Below are 18298 nucleotides of genomic sequence, written 5' to 3'. Positions count from 1 at the left end.
AGAAACCCGTGGAAACGATTTCCTTTGACTTCAATCGCATCAACAACATCTATATCGCGGCACGACAAAACGATAGGCAGACCCTGGTATTCGAGGTACGGAACGGGCGCGGCATCTTCGTTTTCATGATGTTTTTCTCCGAAACCGACGATTCCAAGGACCAGCTTTTCCTCTACTTGGCTCGTACGTCCCGAATGCTCAGGATAAAGATGTATGGGCGACATTCCTTGCGCTCGCCTGAGGAAAACGCCTACACGATCTACCTGACCGGACAACACCAGACTTACATTCGGGAAGAGCTGGGCATTCAGGGAGGAACAGACAATCCATTCGACATCCAGAGGTTTCTGGAAGAACTCAACGCCAGTATTCCTCAACAGTTGAACCTGGCGGAACTGCAGGAGCATTGCAGAGAACACAGAGCGGCCTTCAGCCATCCGGAACTCCGCCGTGCAATAGACGATGCGGACAAGATATATCTCATCGGTCCAAGGCAACTGGCAGCGAACCAGAAACCTCGAGAACAGACGCTCCGCAAACTCTACCTCCACGTAGACGCCGATGCCGATGTCCTGGAGCGTTTCATAAACGAACTCAAGCGCCTGAACAAAACGGTTGCCTGGACCGATAACCCCAGACAGGCGAACAACGATCTACGGACGATGCTGAACCAGCTTTAACCGGCAAAAACCTGTGCAGGCCCATCATAGCCAGGACGTCCTTCGCAGGAAGCCTCGACCGTCACCAGGTATCCACGAACGGCCGCTTGCGCCCCGCCCTCGGCGCCGGTTCTCCGGCGACGGCCAGGCCGCGCAGGAGCCAGGCGCGGGTCTCCGCCGGGTCGATCACCGCGTCGATCTCCAGGTAGCTGGCCATGTTCAGCGCCTTGCCGTTGCGGTAGGCCTTGTCGACCATACCGCGGAACAGCGCCTCGCGCCGCTGGGGGTCCTCCTCGGCCGCCAGCTCCTTGGCGAAGCCCAGCCGCACCGCGCCTTCCAGGCCCATTGCGCCGAACTCGCCGCTGGGCCAGGCGACGGTGAACAGCGGCGAATGGAAGCTGCCCGCCGCCATGGCCTGGGCTCCCAGTCCATAGCCCTTGCGCAGGACCACGGTGAAGAACGGCACCGTCAGGCTGGCGGCGCTGACGAACATCCGCGAGACGTGGCGCACCGTGGCCTGTTTTTCCGCCTCCGGGCCGACCATGAAGCCAGGGGTGTCGCAGAGCGAGACGATCGGGACGTCGAAGGCGTCGCACAACTGCATGAAGCGCGCGGCCTTGTCGCCGGCCGTGGCATCGATGGCGCCGCCGAGATGGCCAGGGTTGTTGGCGATCAGGCCGAACGCCCGGCCCTCGATGCGCAGCAGCGCGGTGACCAGGCCGGGAGCGAACTGGCGCCGCAATTCCAGCACGCTGTCCCGGTCGGCCAGGACCTCGATCGCCTGGCGGATGTCGTAGGCGCGCAGGCGGTTCTCCGGCACCAGGTGCCGCAACTCGCGCTGGTCGGCGCAACTCCAGTCGGCCAGCGGGCCCTGGAAATAGCCGAGGTAGCGCTTGGCCACCGCGACCGCTTCGGCTTCGTCCGCCACCAGTACGTCGATCACTCCGTTGGGCCCCTGCACGCCCGTCGGACCGACCTCCTCGGCGGCGAAACGGCCCAGGCCGCCGCCCTCGATCATCGCCGGGCCGGCCATGCCGATGGTCGCGTCGCGGGTGGCGATGATCACATCGCAGCAGCCCAGCAACGCGGCATTGCCGGCGAAGCAGCGACCGGAGACCACTCCCACCAGCGGCACCAGCCCGGAGAGCCGGGCCATGCCGACGAAGGTATGGCAATCGAGGCCGGCGACGCCGACGAAATCGGTATCGCCCGGGCGCCCGCCGCCACCCTCGGCGAACAGCACCAGCGGCAAGCGCCACTGTTCGGCCAGGCCGAGCAGGCGGTCGGTCTTCTTGTGGTTCATCACCCCCTGGGTGCCGGCGAACACCGTGTAGTCGTAGGCCAGCACCAGGCAACGCGCGGCCTGCGCGCCGAAGCTGGCGGCCCCCACCGTACCGGTGCCGGCGACCAGGCCATCGGCGGGGCTCAGCTCCAGCAACTCCTCGGCGGAGCGCCGGCGACGCTGGGCGGCCAGGGCGAAACCGCCATATTCGCTGAAGCTGCCCTCGTCCAGCAGGTCGAGCACGTTCTCCCGCGCGGTACGCTGTCCGGTCTTGCGCCGCCTGGCCAGCGCCTGCGGACGACGCTCGTCGCCCAGCGCTGCCTGGCGCTCGAGTACCTCGGCGAGATCGGCGCGGATATGCGCCAGGTCCAGCGCCTGTTCGGTCGGTGCCTGCTCGTCGTCATCCTCCGTCGGTTCGACGAACAGCAGCGTGGCGCCCTCCTCCAGCGGCTCGCCGAGGCTCGCCGCGAGCCGCCGGACGATACCGCCGCCGGGTGCCTTGACCTCGAACTCCATCTTCATCGCTTCCAGGATCGCGACGCGCTGGCCGGCACGCACCCGTTCGCCCTCGGACACCTCCAGGGCGACCAGCACCCCGCTGCTCGGCGCAGGCAGCGGCAGGCTGCCGAGTGGCGCCTCGACCCGCGCAGGCGCGGCGTCCTCGGCGAGCGGGCACTCGGCGCGGAGCCGCGGATGGCTCGCCGGGATAGGCGCCAGCAGTGTCTCCAGGTGGCTTTCGACGAAGCGGGTGTCGACCCGGTTGGCCTGTACCGCCGGATGCAGCAGAAGGTTGCGCAGCAGGTCCAGGTTGCTCGCCACGCCCTCCAGGCGGAACTCGCAGAGCGCCCGGTAGGCCCGGCGCAACGCGGCGGGATAATCCACACCGCGCACGACCAGCTTGGCCAGCAGCGAATCGTAGCTGGGGCTGACCCGATAGCCGGCATAGCCGTAGCCGTCCACCCGCAGGCCGGGACCGCTCGGCGGTTCGTAGGCGCCGATAGTGCCCACCGCCGGACGGGCGCTGCCGTCGGCCGCCAGGGTCTCCAGGTTGATCCGCAGTTGCACCGCGCAGCCGCCGATCGCCGGCGGTCGCTCCAGGCCGAGGGCAGCAAGCTCCATACCGGCGGCGAGACGCAACTGGGCATGCAGCAGGTCGACCCCGGTGACTTCCTCGGTGACGGTGTGCTCCACCTGGATGCGCGGATTGGCTTCCATGAAATAGAAGCGCCCGGGGCGCTCCTCGTCGACCAGGAATTCGAAGGTACCGATCCCCCGATAGCGCACCGCGCCGGCCATGCGCTGGGCGCAGTCGATCAGCGCCTCGCGGGTGGCCTCCGGCAGGTCCGGGCTGGGAGCGATCTCCAGCAGCTTCTGCTGGCGCCGTTGCAGGCTGCAATCGCGCTCCCAGAGGTGGCTGACCGCACCGCTGCCGTCGCCGAGCACCTGCACCTCGATGTGCCGCGCCCGTGCCACCCGTTGCTCGACGTACAACTCGTCCCGGCCGAACGCCGCCTGCGCCTCGGCACGGCAGCGGCGGTAGGCATCGGCCAGTTGCGCGACCTCCTCCACCGCGCGCATGCCCCGCCCGCCGCCGCCGGCAAGGGCCTTGAGCATCACCGCGGCGCCATCGCCCAGCCCTTCCAGGAACGCCTCGGCCTCTTCGACGCTGACCGCACGGTTGATCCCGGCCACCAGCGGCACCTCCAGGCGCTCGGCCAGGGCACGCGCGGCAGCCTTGTCGCCGAACACGTCGAGCACTTCCGCTTGCGGCCCGACGAAGTGGATGCCCGCGCGCTGGCAGCGACGGGCGAATTCGCCGTTCTCGGCGAGGAAACCGTAGCCCGGATGGATCGCCTCGCAGCCCTGCTCCAGGGCCAGCGCGACCAGCCGATCCATGTCGAGATAGGCCGCCACGCCACGGCCGGCCAGCGGCAGCGCGACATCGGCCTTGCGCACGTGCAGGGAAGCGGCATCGTCTTCGGCGAACACCGCCACCGAGCGGATCCCCAGGTCGGCGCAGGCGCGGGCGATGCGAATGGCGATCTCGCCGCGGTTGGCGATCAGCAAGGCGTTGAAGGGAGCGGTCACGGCAGGTTCTCCGGGGAGCGGGTCAGGCGGCCGGCGAAAGGGGCTGGCCCGGCGGCGCGTGGGTCATAGTCGCAGGCATCTTAGGCAGCCGAAGGAAGCGGCAGAACTGAGGCTTATTCATCGCCATCCATGAAGCCTATGCATGGTTCTATCGGCGAGCATGCCTGCTAGGCTGGCGCCTTCCCCAGACAGGCGCGCGCAAACATGAATCAGCCACATGAATGGTCGCCCCTCAGCCGTTTCGATCTGAACCTGTTCCGGGTCTTCGAAGTGGTCTATCGAGAACGCAACCTGACCCGCGCGGCGGGCCTCCTGCATCTCAGCCAGTCGGCCGTCAGCCACGCCCTGGCGCGCCTGCGCGACCAGCTCGGCGACCCGCTGTTCGTCCGCCAGGGACGCGGGGTAGCGCCGACACCGCTGGCCGAGCGACTGGCGCCGGGCATCCATGACGCCCTCGCCGGCCTGCACCGCAGCATGAATCGCTGCCAGACGTTCGACCCTCGGCGCGACGCGCGGACCTTCCAGCTGAACATGCCGGAGCAACTGGAGCCGCTGGTGCTCCCGGCGATCCTCGGCCACCTGCGCCAGGCCGCGCCGCGCATCGAGATACGCTGCAACAGCCTGCACTGGGCGGACCTGAAGGCGGAACTGGGCGCCGGACGCATCGACCTCGCCATCGAGATCGCCCGGCCCACCGACGCCGCCCTGCGCCGCCAGCACCTGCTCGACGACAGCCTGTGCGTGATGGCCGGGCCGGGCTTCACCGGCGACCTGAGTGCGGAGGAGTACCTGGCGGCGGACCATGTCGCGGTGACCTCGCGGCGACGCGGCATCTGCATCGAAGACCTGGCCCTCGGCCACCTCGGCCTGACCCGCCAGGTGCGCCAGCGCTGCCAGCACTACCTGTCGGCGGCGTTGCTGGTGGCCCAGGGCGGCTACCTGCTAACCCTGACCCGAGGCTACGCCGAACTGATCAACCGCGGCCTGGGCAACCGCCTGCTGCCGATGCCGCTGGCCCTGCCAGCGGTGACCCTGAATCTCTACTGGTCGCGCCAGGCCGACGACGAAGCCGGCAGCCTCTGGCTGCGCGGCGAACTGGCGGAGCTGGCGACGCGCCTGCGCTGAGCGCGGGCGCTGCGACTAGGGCTTCGCCGCCTTGGCGCGGGCCTTCTGCAGCCACTGCCCGGCCTTCGCCGAACACTCCGTGACATAGGTCGTATCGATCGCGCAGCGCTCCCCGGTGGCCTTGAGCAGGTAGGCGGCATCGGCTACCTCGTAGTCGGTGTGCCGGCGCGGCGTACCCTTCGCCTGGGATTCGCGTTCGTCCTCGCGGATGTCGCAGTACAGCGCATTGCTGCGGGCGAACAGTTCGAGGCACTCGGCATCCTTGCCCAGCAACGGGTTGGCGCTGTCCTCGGCGGACTTGGAGCAGCCGCCGAGCAGCAGGCAGGCGCAGGCGATCGTGGCGAGCGGGCTACGCATGTGTCCGTTTCCTTGGCCATGGAGAGTGCGCCATTAAAACAGCCCCGGCGCCTCGGCGCACCCATGGTGCTACTCCGCATCCCCCTGCCCCAGCAGCGCCCGGTACTTCACCGCCGCCGCGGTCCGCGACGGCACGTCCAGCGCCCGCAGCAGCGACGACACATGGATGCGCACCGTGTAGTGGGAAATCTCCAGGGCGCGGCCGATCTCCTTGTTGCTCTTGCCCTGGGCCAGCAGGCGCAGGACATCCAGTTGGCGCTCGGTGAGCCCCTCCAGGCGCGGGCTGGGCTGCAGCGGCAGGAGGCCGGAGGGTTCATAGCGCACCAGCACTTCCCCGGCGCGGATGGCCAGAATCGCCTGGCCGAGTTCCTCGGGCGCAATGCTCTTGCCGAGGAAGCCGTCGGCCCCTGCGTTCATCACTTCGCCGATGAGCTGCGGGTCGTCGACCATCGAGACGACGATCAGGGTGGTGCGCGGGAAGCGGCGGCGCAGGTCGGCGAGCATCTCGATGCGGGTCAGGCCGGGGAAACGCAGGTCGAGGATCAGCGAATCGGGCTGCTCGCCTTCGCCAGCCAGGCGCAGGACCCCGGCGAGGTCGCCGGCCTCCTCGATCCTGGCCTCGGGCAGCAGGCGCTGGAGGATACTCAGCATGCCCTCGCGAAACAGCGGATGATCATCGGCGACGATGATGCGGCCAGTCATTCTTGTAGTCTCCAGGAGTCGCAGTTTCCGCCGCGCATGCTACCTTAGCCCGCTACCGCCGCGCCCACCCTTCGTCCGTCTTCGTGACGAAGGGGGCGAAACAGAGGAAAAGGCGCGCGGCGCTCCCATGCACACGGAGGTGCACATGAAGTTCGAGAAGAATACCGAGCTGGACCAGGCCAATCTGCGTTTGATCGTGGCCACCTGCGCGATCCTCTACGTAGTGCTGATCGGCCTGCTGCCCGGCCTGAAGGTCGAGACCTACCTGCCGATCGTTGCCTACTACGGCCTGTTCCTGATCGCCTCCATACTGCTGCGCCAGGCCATCGTGCGCTGGCCGGGGCACTACCCGGCGCGGCGGATCTTCTGCATGCTGCACGACTACGCCGGCACCTCGTTCGGCCTGATCGTGGGCGGCGAGGCGGCGCTGCCGCTGTACGCGGTGATGGTCTGGATCAACCTGGGCAACGGCATGCGCTACGGCTCGCGCTACCTGGCCATCGCCACCGCCCTGGCGCTGCTCGCGCTACTGGTCATCTATCGACTGACCCCGGCCTGGCAGGCTCGGCCGTTCATGGTGCTGATGCTGATGACCACCAGTACCGTCATTCCCTTCTACGCGCACCTCCTGCTGGAGCGCACGCGCAAGGCCACCGAGGAAGCGTTGCAGGCGAACCAGGAGAAATCGCGCCTGCTGGCCCAGGCCAGCCACGACCTGCGCCAGCCGATCCACTCCATCGGCCTGTTCACCGCCTGCCTGCGCGACGCCCGCCTGGGCGACGAGGAACGGCGCCTGGTGGACAACATCGACCGCTCGCTGCTCAACGTCTCGCAACTGTTCCGCTCCATCCTCGATCTCTACACCCTCGACAACGGCCGGCTCCAGCCCAAGCAGGAGAACGTCCACCTGGGCGAGTTGCTGCGCGACCTGGTCCGGCGCAACGCCGAGGCGGCGCGCTGGGCCGGGGTGGAACTGCGCCTGCGCCCTTGCCGCCTGTGGACGCGAACCGATCCGGGGCTGCTGTCGACCATGCTGCAGAACCTGCTCTCCAACAGCCTCAAGTACGCCGCCGAGCGCCCGCTGCTGATCGGCGTGCGGCGGCGAGGCGACGGCCTGGCCGTAGCCATCTACGACCAGGGCCGGGGGATCGCGGAGGAACACCTGCCGCGGGTGTTCGAGGAGTTCTACCGGGTACGCGAGACGCGCGACCGCGACGTCGAGGGAATCGGCCTGGGGCTGTCCATCGTCCGCCGCCTGGGGCAGTTGACCGGGATCGAGGTGACGCTGCGCTCGCGGGTCGGACGCGGCACCGCGGTGACCCTGCACGGCCTGCCGGCGGTCGCCGCGCAAGCCCTGCCCCGCCGCGACGATCCCCTGCAGGCCGGCCTGCTCACCGGCTTGCGGGTGTGCCTGGTGGAAGATGATCGCAACGTCCTGCGCGCCACCTCGGCGTTGCTCGAACGCTGGGGCTGTACGGTCCAGGCGGAAACCGAGGCGGACGGCTGGCGAACCGATTGCGACATCCTGGTCGTCGACTACGACCTCGGCCCCCACGCCTCCGGCGTCGAGTGCATCGAGCGGGTACGGCGGCAACGCGGAGAGGCGATACCGGCGCTGGTGATCAGCGGCCACGACATCGAGCGTATCCAGGCCAGCGTCGAAGACACCGACATCGCCCTGCTCTCCAAGCCCGTGCGCCCCACGGAATTGCGCGCCACCCTGCGCGCCCTGCGCGAGCGCCCGGTGGCCGCCAGCCAGGCTTCCTGAGACAAGCCAGGTCGAGGAGCGCAGGCCTACGGCGGGCCGTACTTGATGCCGGCGCAGCCGTGGGACAGCAGCAACTCGCCGTCGTCGGCCTCGAACTGGGTGATCCGCTTGCTCTTGTCGACGGTGACGGAAATGATGCAGCGATTGGGGTGGTTGACGGTATCCCAGTAGTTGGTGTTCACCATCACGTTGCCCTGCATCTCCGAGCTGGAGCCCACCACTTCATAGCGGGAATAGCTGGTGTCGGTGTACCACTGCATCACCACCTGCGACCCGTCGGCGGTGCGCTCCATCTTCTGCGGCGTACCGAAGAAGGCTATCGCCTCCTCGGCTGAGCGGCCCTTCCACTGGCTGCGGGCATAGACCTCGGGCAGCGTGTCCATCTGGATACAGCCGCCCAGGGAAAGCGACGCCAGTAACGGCGCGATGAATATCCGGCGCATGGGTTGACTCCGTGTCTAGGGGTTCTTCGGCGGGTTGCCAGGCAGCAGGTCGAAGGCTCGCAGGCCCGGCGCGGCGTCCTGCCCGGACGCTTGCGCGCGGTTCGCCTGCTCGGCCACGGCCATTCCGCGCTGTGCGGGGGCAGGTTTCCTCGACGCCGCAAGCGAACGCCCACCGGCAGAGAACGACTCGCGCGCCGGCTCGTCGCCACTGCCGAAGCGCCACCAATCGCGGGCCTCCGGGCCGGTGGCGAGTACGGATTGCCGAGTCATGGTTCCTTCCAAGTAACGTGCGTCCTGCACAACCGGTTTCCGCGAAACGCGGGGATCAAGGGCGGGACTATAGCGTCGCGGCGAAGAAGCTCGAATAGCACAGAGGTACTATGTTCGGTCCGGGCCCTTCACCACGCAGCCACTTCAAAGCAGCCCCGTCGAAGCGTGTGGCAGGCCTTGCAACGCGGCGGGGTCATGTCGTCCGAGCTCAATCTGCCTGTAGTGGAGCTGAAAAGTGTTGCCTGACCGGTTGGATCCGTTCCTTTTTCCTCGTCCGAACCCATCCGGGCGCCACTAGGCCGATTTTCTATGGCAAGGGCCCACCTCAGCGTCCGCTCCCCACTAATGCGACGACACCTACTCCGCCGCCCCCTGCGCCGGCGGCAGCGAGAAACCCGCGCGCAGGCGCCAGGCCTCGGCCAGTGGGAGCGGCCGAACAGACGCTTGAATTCGCGGTTGAACTGCGAAGCGCTGGCGTAGCCGACCGCATGGCAGACGGCCTGGGCGCTCATGCCCTGGCGCACCATCAGCAGACGCGCCTGATGCAGGCGCGGGCACTGGTACTGCATCGGCGAGGCCTGGGTGATCGCCTCATGGCGATGACTCCGTTACGGGGAATCCTCAACATCACCTCCATGGGCGGCTACATCACCATGCCCGGCATCGCCTACTACTGCGGCAGCAAGTTCGCCCTGGAGGGGGTTTCCGACGCCTTGGGCAAGGAGGTGGCCAGCCTCGGCATCGCCGTCACCGCCGTGGCCCCCGGCTCCTTCCGCACCGACTGGGCCGGCCGCTCGATGGTCCGCAGCCCGCGCACCATCGCCGACTACGACGCGCTCTTCGACCCGCTCCGCCCGGCGCGCCAGGAAAAGAGCGGCAAGCAACCGGGCGCCCCGCGCAAGGCCGCGCGCACCTGCTGCTGGGCAGCGCCGCACTGGGGCTGGTGCGGCAGAAGCTGAAGGCGCTGGAGGAGGAAATCGCGGCGTGGGAAGAGGTCACGCGGTCGACGGATGGATGAGGTCTGGAAAGTCGTAGGCGGATAATTCCACGACATTATCCGCCGATACCACGCCGAACCGGCGGATAACCGCACTGCGGTTATTCGCCCTACGCCATGGCCAGGTTGCTGGCCCGCTCCGACAACGGACAGCCCTTTTCCTGCAAGTACCGAATCGCCTGCCGTGCCGTGGCGGGGTTCATCGTATTGCCGATGAAGGTCGTCAGCGAGTCGGTGAACTCCAGCACGATGTTCTCGGTGTAGTGCCATTTCCGGTAGTCCACCCGGGAAATACTGGAATACGGCTTCGAGCGCGTGCGGATGACGCGGAACTCGACACGGTCCGCATGCAGGACCAGCCGCGGGGACAGGTCGCTGTGGGCCCAGCACAGCCAGGGAATGCCTTTCCAGCCGGCGAACGCGGCGACCAGGCGCACGTTCAGGCCGCTGTCCGTCGCAGGATCCTTCGTCATGCGCCCTCGCCTCCCAGATAACAGCCGCGCTGCTTGTCCACTGTCACCGGATGCGCGTTTTCCGCAAAGACCGGCATCGATCCATCGATTCCCTGTTCGCGCTTGAGCCGGTATTCCCGTTCGGAAAGCGGCACGATCCACAACAGGTCGACGGGATGAGCTACCGCGTGGAAATCGTCGAACAGCCGCGCATCGATCTTCACCAGGGTATTCAGCAGCAGGAAATGGCGCAGGTGCCCACCCTCGAAGATCGGCATGCCGAACTGAACCGTATGCCCGAAGCCCAGGACGAACCTGTCGTGGAACGGAAGCCCGGCGAGCCATTGGGTGGTCTGGAGGTCGCGCCGCTCCGCAACCTCTCGTCGCTCCCGCCCCCTCACTCTCCCACCCGCCCCTCGACCCTCCGCAAGCGCGCCATGCTGTACACATCCACGAAGCGCCCATCCCGCACCGCGTAGTCGCGCATCTCCCCTTCGGTCTCGAAGCCGAACTTGCGATACAGCGCCAGCGCCGGGGCGTTGTCGGTGTATACGGTGAGTTCGACGCGGCGCAGGTTCATCCAGTTGTCGGCGATGTCCAGCAGTTCGCCGAGCAGGCGGCTGCCGACACCCTTGCCCTGCCAGGCGACGGCGACGCCCATGCCGATGCTGCCGCTGTGGCTGCGACGGATGCGCGGGTGCTGTTCGAGGCTGGCACTGCCGATGACGTCGCCCTGGTGCAGGGCGACGAGGATCAGCAGGCGGTCGTCGTCCGCGCTGTCGTGCAGGCGCTTGCGGCGCTGCTCCACCGACTGGTAGGGCATCTGCAGGACCTGGCGGGCCACGGCGGGGTCGTTGTACAGGGCGGTGAGGCCTTCCACGTGGCGTTCGCTGTAGCGTTCGAGGCGGATCGTCGGCGATTCGGCGGTCATTGCGGTCATCCCTGGGCTGTCTGGCCACCCAGCATAAGCGTCTGCGCCGGGCTCGACCAGCCGGTCGGAGATCGCGCTTTCCCTGCCGCGCGGCTCTGGCTAAGCTCGACCTTCGAACAACGAAAGGACGCCAGCATGGTCCAGAGCGCCCCAGCCAGCGAAATCGCCGCCCTCATCCTGCGCGGTTTCGACGATTACCGAGAGCAGTTCCGCGAGATCACCGACGGCGCCCGTGCCCGCTTCGAGCAGGCGCAGTGGCAGGAAGCGCAGCGCGCCTCGGCGCAGCGGATCAACCTCTACGAGGAAAAGGTCGCCGAGACGGTGGCCGGGCTGCGCGCGGGGCTGGCCGACAGCGAGCTGCTGGACGTAGAGCGCTGGCCGATCATCAAGAGCGCCTACATCGCGCAGATCGACCTGCGGCTGGACGACGAGCTGGCCGAGACCTGGTTCAACTCGATCTTCTGCGGGCTGTTCAGCCACGACAACATCAGCGACGGCACGATGTTCGTGCACACCACCCGGCCCTCGCTGCGCGCCCACGCCCGCGCGCCCTACACCCGCACCTACCGGCCGGGCGGCGACCTGCGCCAGGCGCTGGAGAAGATCTTCGACGACTACCGCTTCGACGTGCCCTACGACGACCGCGAGCGCGACCTCGAACGGATCGACGCACTGCTGCACAGCAACCTGCCGGACTGGGTGTGCAAGGACCCGGACCTGGCCATCGAGCTGATCGGCTCGGTGTTCTATCGCAACAAGGGCGCCTACCTGGTGGGCCGCCTGTTCACCCCGGACGAGCAGTGGCCGCTGGTGTTCCCGCTGCTGCACCGCGAGGGCCACGGCATCCAGTTCGACACGGTGATCACCGACGAGGCGGAAGTCTCGATCATCTTCTCCTTCACCCGCTCCTACTTCATGGTCGACGTGCCGGTGCCGGCCGAGCTGGTGGCCTTCCTCAAGCGCCTGCTGCCGGGCAAGCACCTGGCCGAGCTGTACACCTCGATCGGTTTCTACAAGCAGGGCAAGAGCGAGTTCTACCGCGCCCTGATCAACCACCTGGCGACCACCGACGACCGCTTCATCATGGCCCCCGGCGTGCGCGGCATGGTGATGAGCGTGTTCACCCTGCCCGGCTTCAACACGGTGTTCAAGATCATCAAGGACCGCTTCAACCCGTCGAAGAGCGTCGACCACGCCACGGTGATCCAGAAGTACCAGTTGGTGAAGAACCACGACCGGGTCGGACGCCTGGCCGACACCCAGCAGTTCGCCGACTTCCGCTTCCCGGTAAGCAAGTTCGAGCCGGAGTGCCTGGCCGAGCTGCTGGAAGTGGCGCCGTCGACGGTGGTGATGGAAGGCGACGTGGTGCTGATCCGCCACTGCTGGACCGAGCGGCGCATGACCCCGCTGAACATCTACCTGGAGAACGCCAGCGAGGCACAGACCCGCGAGGCGCTGAACGACTACGGGCTGGCGATCAAGCAACTGGCGGCGGCGAACATCTTCCCCGGCGACATGCTGCTGAAGAACTTCGGCGTGACCCGCCATGGCCGGGTGGTGTTCTACGACTACGACGAGATCTGCTACCTCACCGAGGTGAACTTCCGCTACATCCCCGAGCCGCGCTTCCCCGAGGACGAGATGTCGTCCGAGCCCTGGTATTCGGTAGGGCCCAACGACGTGTTCCCGGAAGAATTCCCGCGCTTCCTGTTCGTCGACCTCAACCAGCGCCGGCTATTCGCCAAGCTGCACGGCAACCTCTACGACGCCAAATACTGGCAGGGCCTGCAGGAGCAGATCCGCGAGGGCAAGGTGATCGACGTGTTTCCCTATCGGCGGCAGGAGACGCCCGAGCAGTTGCTCGGGTAGGTGCGGAGACAGGAATCGACCCAGCCGCACGCCCCTAGACCAACTGCGCCCCCAGCGCCCGCACCACCCGCTGCAACTCCGCCTGTCCACCGGTGGCGACGCGCAGGCCGGTGATCTCGCGGCGCGGCGGGTAGTGTTTGCGCAGGGCGTCGAAGGCGGCGCGGCGGGTGGCGCTGTCGCCGGTCAGGCTGCGGCGGAAGGCGGCGTCGTCGCTGCGCGGGTCGTACACCGCGCGGCACAGCGTGGCCAGCGCCCAGCCCGGGTCGCAGCCGGGGTTGAGCTGCAGGCCGGCGAGCCAGGTTTCCGGCAGCACGTCTTGCAGGCTCACGCGTTCGGCGATGCCGCGCCAGGCGCAGTAGGCCTGGTAGATCTGCGCGGTGCCGCGCAGCTTGCCTTCCAGGCTGTAGCCGGCGATGTGCGGAGTGGCGATCAGGCAGCGCGCGGCCAGTTCGGGGTCGGCCTGCGGTTCGCCTTCCCAGACGTCCAGCGCCACTTCCAGGTCGGCGCCGCCTTCGAGCAGGCGGCGCAGGGCCTGGTTGTCGACCACCGCGCCACGGCTGGCGTTGACCAGCCAGGTACCGGGACGCAGGGCGGCCAGGCGGGGTTCATCCAGCAGGTGGCGGGTCGGGTGTTCGCCGTCGCGGTTCAGCGGAGTGTGCAGGCTGATCACGTCGGCCTCGGCCAGCAGCCGTTCCAGCGAGACGAATTCGCCGTCCGGCTCGCGCGCCTGGCGCGGCGGATCGCAGACCAGCACTTTCCAGCCCAGCCCGCGCAGCACCTCCACCAGCCGCCCGCCGACCTGCCCGGCGCCAACCACCCCATAGGTGCGTTCGGCCAGGTCGGCGCCGCGCACCTCGGCCATCGCCAGCAGGCAGCCGAGCACGTAGTCCACCACCCCGCGGGCGTTGCAGCCGGGCGCGCTGGACCAGGCGATGCCGGCCTCGGCGAAGTAGTCGAGGTCAAGGTGGTCGGTGCCGATGGTGCAGGTGCCGACGAAGCGCACCGGCGAGCCGGCCAGCGCCGCGCGGCTGACCTCGGTGACCGAGCGCACCAGCAGCACGTCGACCTCGGCCAGTGCCACGCGGTCGATGGCGCGCCCGGGCAAGCGGCGAATGGAGCCCTGGTCGGCGAAGAAGGCGTCGACCACGGGAATGTTTTCATCGGCGAGAATACGCATGCAGACCTCCGCGAACGAGGCTGCACACTCTAGCAGGCCGAGGGCTCGCGGTGTTGCCGAACGGCTCGCGAGGCGGACCTGCGAGCGTCATGCGCAAGCCTCGACGATCGCGTTTTTCCCAACCACGACCGCGAACGATGGCCAGCTACAAGGAACAGAACCGCGAACGCCTCGTCCGCCTCCTCGACCAGGCGGCGTACGCCAGGGAGCCCGTTCATCGAGCCGGCAGCTCGCTCCGCTCCGGCATGGCCGCCAGGCGCTGGCGCATTTCCTCGCTGGCGGCAGGCCCGGCCTGCACGGTGCATTGCTCCAGCGGTACCGTTCGGCCATCGGCGAGAGCCGCCAGGAACGAGCGCACCGGCCGCCCGCTTGTTCGCTCGACGAGCTGCACGCTCTGCCCTTCCTCTGCATAGTGGCGATTACCCCAGGCGACGAAAGCCATGAGCACGAGGCGAAAATCCTCGCCCTTGGCCGTAGGCACGTACTGATAGCGCAGCGGACGCTGGCTGTAGGGCTGGCGTTCGAGCAGGCCCGCCTCCACCAGCGCGTTCAGGCGCCGGGTGAGCATGTTCGGCGCGATATCCAGGCTGCGGGAAAATTCGTCGAAGCGGCGCAGGCCCTGAAGCGCATCGCGCATGATCAGGATGCTCCACCATTCGCCGACCCGTTCCAGGCTGCGGGCGATGGGGCATTCGGCATCGGCGAAGGTCTTGCGTTGCATGGTTCTTCCTTGGCGAGGCTCACAAAGTGCTGGTCCGCATGTTACTTTCATGATGATAGTTACGTCCACTGACTGCTATTCCAACGGAACAGAAGGACTCGGACCCTCATGAGCAAACGTATCGTCGTCACCGGCATGGGCGCGGTCAGCCCGCTGGGCTGCGGAGTCGAACCCATATGGCAACGCCTGCTGGCCGGGCAATCGGGCATCGCCACGCTCCCGGCGGAGCTGATCGGCGACCTGCCCATCAGCATCGGCGGCCAGGTCCCCGACCGTGCCCGGGACCCGCAGGCCGGCTTCGATCCCGACCTGCTGCTGGCCGCCAAGGAACAACGCAAGATGGACCGCTTCATCCTCTTCGCCCTGGCCGCCGCGCAAGAGGCCCTGGCGCAGGCCGGCTGGGCGCCGCAGAGCGCCGAGGCGCAGGAGCGCACGGCGACCGTCATCGCCTCCGGGGTGGGCGGCTTCCATGCCATCGCCGAAGCGGTGCGGACCACCGACGGCAAGGGGCCGCGACGCCTGTCGCCCTTCACCATCCCGTCCTTTCTCTGCAACATGGCGGCCGCCCATGTGTCGATCCGCCATGGCTTCAAGGGACCGCTGGGCGCCCCGGTGACCGCCTGCGCGGCGGGCGTGCAGGCCATCGGCGACGCGGCGCGGATGATCCGCGCGGGAGAGGTCGACGTGGCGCTCTGCGGCGGCGCGGAAGCGACCATCCACCGGGTCAGCCTGGCCGGCTTCGCCGCCGCGCGCGCCCTGTCCAGCGATTTCAACGACAGCCCCGAGCGCGCCTCGCGCCCCTTCGACCAGGCCCGCGACGGCTTCGTCATGGGCGAAGGCGCCGGCCTACTGGTCATCGAGGAACTGGAGCACGCCCTGGCGCGCGGCGCCAGGCCCATCGCCGAGCTGGTGGGCTACGGCACCAGCGCCGACGCCTACCACATGACCGCCGGGCCGGAAGATGGCAGCGGCGCCCGCCGGGCCATGCAGCAGGCGCTGCGCCAGGCCGGCGTGGAAGCGGCCGCGGTGCAGCACCTGAATGCCCACGCCACCTCCACCCAGGTAGGCGACAAGGGCGAACTGGCCGCCATCAAGGCCGTGTTCGGCACCGGCAGCGGGCTCGCCATCAGCGCGACCAAATCCGCCACCGGCCACCTCCTGGGCGCCGCCGGCGGCATCGAGGCGATCTTCACGGTCCTGGCACTGCGCGACCAGCTCGCCCCCGCCACGCTCAACCTGGAAACGCCCGACACCGACGCCGAGGGCCTCGACCTGGTTCGCGGCGAAGCCCGGCGCTGGCCGATGGAACATGCGCTGTCCAATGGCTTCGGCTTCGGTGGGGTGAATGCCAGCCTGTTGTTCCGGCGCTGGGTGTAGCGCGGCCGGCCCTCCGCCAGGCGCTCCTGAGCACGCTGGCGGAGGGGAAGCCACTCATGTCGCATGCCCCAGCGCGTGTGGGTTTTCCTGATGCTGTAACTGCGTCGTGACGCTCTGTAGGCGCGATCTGGATTCGTGGGGGCGGGAAATTGCTTGTGGAGTGGGCGTTCAATAACCACTTTCGGCCAGAAGTGGACATTCAACCATAACCCCCTAATGTGTATGCAGAATAATAGAGTTTTTGGCTCCAAAATTTATTCCTTCGGGCTTTTCAGGCTGAAATCACTAAGATGAGATCAACAGGGATTTGCAAGGAATTCGGCAATGCCTAAATCTTCTGGCCGGGATTTGATAATTACTGCGGGAAAAGAGATTGATTCTGATTTTCTTAATACACCAATGGCTGAAATGGCTTTCGATCAAGTTGAATCGCATCAATGGGTGCCTGCATGAGTCACGGAAGGTGACTTGGTCAGACGCTTACAATCAGGCAGAGTGCCAGCACAATCTTTCAAAGGGAGCTTGCCATGTACGTCGCAGAGCCGATCGTTAAAAGAGGTCTCTTCTTCAGCCCCGCAGACAGCGAAAAGAAGCACCCCGGTGTTCTGACCATCTCCGATGGAGGAAGAGTCGAGTTGGAGCTCACTGCCGATGACTCGGCCTTCACCTCCTTTGAGGAAATGGAGATCGGTCGTTTGATAGGTATAGTCGAAGGGGGCTACGTGACCCTTGAGGAATGTGGCTATCGAAAGAAAAACGTCTCCTTTCCTGGGGGGCTGGCTACGTCACGTATCGAAGTGCATATGGCTTTCGTTGGTGTCGGAATGGAAGAACCGGGAAAATTTCTTTCGATGCGGTTTGGTGTGGATGGCCTAAGCGAGTGGTGGAACAGGTCTGCTTTCAAATTCGAGATTGGAGATAAGTTCGAGGATTTCACGCTCTCTGTTGATATCCCCACTCCGGTGGAGTTCAAACTCCCAGACGGCACCCAATTCAAGCTCTTCTTAGATGCAAAGATTCCGGGAGGAAGGAAATTCCCCCCCCTGGAACTTTTCCATCAAGCCTATATTCAGATCACTCCGCCAGAATCGAAGCCATTTGACTACTTCATTGGGCTGTCTCACCGAATAGCGAGATTCTTTGCATTTTCTATTGGGCGGCCAGTGGCCATTCACTCGCTTATGGCAAGACTCGATGATCCAGTGCTTGATCCTCTTCATCAATGGTTATCGGTCTACTTCCGGAGTTTGAATTACCCAAGCCAGCGAGAGGGAAAACCGTATCGCGCCCCAGATATGCTTCTAAGCCACGCAAGTATTGGTCCTCGCCTGCAGTCTATGCTATCCAACTGGCTCCGGGACTGCGACAACCTAGGGCCTGCATTGCACCACTATTATCTGGTCCAAGACAACGCCCACTCCTACATAGATACCAAATTCATTTCCATGGCCCAAGCGTTGGAAGCGTTTCATCGGCGTACTTCAAACACCACCAAATGGCCAAAAGCTGAATATAAAAAGAAGATTTCGTCAATTATCGAGAGCTGTCCGGAAGCTGATAAAAATTGGCTGGAACAGAAGCTACACTTTGGAAACGAAATCACTCTAGCAGAGCGGCTGGAGCACATGTTTTCCCCCTACTTGACTGTCTTCGGAGGAGAACAAGCGGTCGCCGAGATCATTAAAGGGACCAAGAATACTAGAAACTACCACGCACACTATGATGCCAATGGTTCTAAAAAGGCGGTGAAAGGAGCTGCGCTGGTAGCACTCACCTTTAGACTGCAGGTCTTGTTTACGCTCTGCGTCGTGGTTCGTTTGGGTTTCACAGTTGAGGAGGCCCTGAATCTAGCGAAAGTCGATGCCCTTGCTCGCCTCCTACGAACTGCAATCAACATCGATGAAGATGGCTGATGCTTCCAGCGATGGTCCGCTATTGGCCGGAAGCTGCCGGTCACTCTAGAATTGTTGTCGGACACGAACCTCCAATTAAGGCACGGCGGGACCAAGCACGAGAGTCTTCGCTACATACAATGCGGTTGGAAACCGGTAGTTAAGCACTGCATTGCCCAGTCGCTTGA

The 18298-nt window shown here is 66.0% G+C and carries 17 protein-coding genes and 2 pseudogenes; 8 read left to right on the top strand and 11 right to left on the bottom strand.

Going from position 1 to position 18298, the window contains the following annotated elements:
• The first annotated feature begins 8 nt into the window (after positions 1-8).
• Positions 9-680, top strand: coding sequence for a hypothetical protein (locus HMPREF2886_RS30390; RefSeq protein WP_052151910.1), 672 nt, complete (start codon positions 9-11; stop codon positions 678-680).
• 61 nt (positions 681-741) lie between these two features.
• Here HMPREF2886_RS30390 and HMPREF2886_RS30385 read toward each other — a convergent pair whose 3' ends face one another.
• Positions 742-4029, bottom strand: coding sequence for an acetyl-CoA carboxylase family protein (locus HMPREF2886_RS30385; RefSeq protein WP_070748976.1), 3288 nt, complete (start codon positions 4027-4029; stop codon positions 742-744).
• A gap of 204 nt (positions 4030-4233) precedes the next feature.
• On the opposite strand from HMPREF2886_RS30385, the gene HMPREF2886_RS30380 reads away from it, so the two are divergent.
• Positions 4234-5154: a LysR family transcriptional regulator gene (locus tag HMPREF2886_RS30380; RefSeq protein WP_033976204.1), complete on the top strand. Its 921-nt coding sequence runs from the start codon at positions 4234-4236 to the stop codon at positions 5152-5154.
• 15 nt (positions 5155-5169) lie between these two features.
• Here HMPREF2886_RS30380 and HMPREF2886_RS30375 read toward each other — a convergent pair whose 3' ends face one another.
• Positions 5170-5511, bottom strand: coding sequence for a hypothetical protein (locus tag HMPREF2886_RS30375; protein WP_003086981.1), 342 nt, complete (start codon positions 5509-5511; stop codon positions 5170-5172).
• Between the two features lie 69 nt (positions 5512-5580).
• Entirely contained in the window at positions 5581-6213 is a 633-nt protein-coding gene (locus HMPREF2886_RS30370; protein ID WP_058017821.1) for a response regulator, read from the bottom strand.
• Between the two features lie 145 nt (positions 6214-6358).
• On the opposite strand from HMPREF2886_RS30370, the gene HMPREF2886_RS30365 reads away from it, so the two are divergent.
• On the top strand, positions 6359-7981 hold the full coding sequence (locus HMPREF2886_RS30365) for a two-component system sensor histidine kinase (RefSeq protein ID WP_033940340.1): 1623 nt from the start codon (positions 6359-6361) through the stop codon (positions 7979-7981).
• Between the two features lie 26 nt (positions 7982-8007).
• Here HMPREF2886_RS30365 and HMPREF2886_RS30360 read toward each other — a convergent pair whose 3' ends face one another.
• The 3 genes and pseudogenes from HMPREF2886_RS30360 to HMPREF2886_RS34470 form a co-directional block, all read right to left on the bottom strand.
• Entirely contained in the window at positions 8008-8424 is a 417-nt protein-coding gene (locus tag HMPREF2886_RS30360) for a hypothetical protein (protein WP_033940339.1), read from the bottom strand.
• A gap of 15 nt (positions 8425-8439) precedes the next feature.
• Entirely contained in the window at positions 8440-8694 is a 255-nt protein-coding gene (locus HMPREF2886_RS30355; RefSeq protein ID WP_033972821.1) for a hypothetical protein, read from the bottom strand.
• 357 nt (positions 8695-9051) lie between these two features.
• Positions 9052-9296: pseudogene (locus HMPREF2886_RS34470) on the bottom strand (helix-turn-helix domain-containing protein); the annotation flags it as partial.
• On the opposite strand from HMPREF2886_RS34470, the pseudogene HMPREF2886_RS30350 reads away from it, so the two are divergent.
• A pseudogene (locus tag HMPREF2886_RS30350) lies at positions 9183-9712 on the top strand (SDR family NAD(P)-dependent oxidoreductase). The pseudogenes HMPREF2886_RS34470 and HMPREF2886_RS30350 overlap by 114 nt on opposite strands.
• A gap of 89 nt (positions 9713-9801) precedes the next feature.
• Here the strand turns inward: HMPREF2886_RS30350 and HMPREF2886_RS30345 are convergent.
• The 3 genes from HMPREF2886_RS30345 to HMPREF2886_RS30335 are packed head-to-tail and all read right to left on the bottom strand — an operon-like array spanning position 9802 to position 11074.
• Positions 9802-10164, bottom strand: a complete 363-nt coding sequence (locus tag HMPREF2886_RS30345; protein WP_003082890.1) for a hypothetical protein — start codon at positions 10162-10164, stop codon at positions 9802-9804.
• Positions 10161-10544, bottom strand: coding sequence for a suppressor of fused domain protein (locus HMPREF2886_RS30340; RefSeq protein ID WP_079387594.1), 384 nt, complete (start codon positions 10542-10544; stop codon positions 10161-10163). The genes HMPREF2886_RS30345 and HMPREF2886_RS30340 overlap by 4 nt, the downstream gene beginning before the upstream one ends.
• On the bottom strand, positions 10541-11074 hold the full coding sequence (locus HMPREF2886_RS30335) for a GNAT family N-acetyltransferase (protein ID WP_003082887.1): 534 nt from the start codon (positions 11072-11074) through the stop codon (positions 10541-10543). The genes HMPREF2886_RS30340 and HMPREF2886_RS30335 overlap by 4 nt, the downstream gene beginning before the upstream one ends.
• 135 nt (positions 11075-11209) lie before the next feature.
• Between HMPREF2886_RS30335 and aceK the strand changes: the two genes are divergently transcribed.
• Complete coding sequence (gene aceK, locus HMPREF2886_RS30330; protein ID WP_023102267.1) at positions 11210-12943, top strand: bifunctional isocitrate dehydrogenase kinase/phosphatase; 1734 nt, start codon at positions 11210-11212, stop codon at positions 12941-12943.
• 34 nt (positions 12944-12977) lie between these two features.
• Here aceK and pdxB read toward each other — a convergent pair whose 3' ends face one another.
• Positions 12978-14120 (bottom strand): 4-phosphoerythronate dehydrogenase PdxB, encoded by a 1143-nt coding sequence (gene pdxB, locus HMPREF2886_RS30325; RefSeq protein ID WP_033976810.1) that lies wholly within the window; start codon positions 14118-14120, stop codon positions 12978-12980.
• 214 nt (positions 14121-14334) lie between these two features.
• On the bottom strand, positions 14335-14841 hold the full coding sequence (locus HMPREF2886_RS30320; protein WP_023083040.1) for a winged helix-turn-helix transcriptional regulator: 507 nt from the start codon (positions 14839-14841) through the stop codon (positions 14335-14337).
• A 108-nt stretch (positions 14842-14949) separates the two neighbouring features.
• Here HMPREF2886_RS30320 and fabF point away from each other — a divergent pair, with 108 nt between their 5' ends.
• The 3 genes from fabF (at position 14950) to HMPREF2886_RS30310 (ending at position 18131) form a co-directional block, all read left to right on the top strand.
• Complete coding sequence (gene fabF, locus HMPREF2886_RS30315; RefSeq protein WP_003159899.1) at positions 14950-16218, top strand: beta-ketoacyl-ACP synthase II; 1269 nt, start codon at positions 14950-14952, stop codon at positions 16216-16218.
• A 324-nt stretch (positions 16219-16542) separates the two neighbouring features.
• Positions 16543-16671: a hypothetical protein gene (locus HMPREF2886_RS35125; RefSeq protein ID WP_256562615.1), complete on the top strand. Its 129-nt coding sequence runs from the start codon at positions 16543-16545 to the stop codon at positions 16669-16671.
• A 74-nt stretch (positions 16672-16745) separates the two neighbouring features.
• Complete coding sequence (locus HMPREF2886_RS30310; RefSeq protein WP_070748974.1) at positions 16746-18131, top strand: ApeA N-terminal domain 1-containing protein; 1386 nt, start codon at positions 16746-16748, stop codon at positions 18129-18131.
• Positions 18132-18298: the final 167 nt, after the last annotated feature.

This window comes from Pseudomonas sp. HMSC066A08 (assembly GCF_001813025.1).
Classification (GTDB): Bacteria; Pseudomonadota; Gammaproteobacteria; order Pseudomonadales; family Pseudomonadaceae; genus Pseudomonas; species Pseudomonas aeruginosa.
The sequence above is the reverse complement of the archived record's forward strand: the minus strand, read 5'-3'. Positions and strand labels throughout refer to the sequence as shown.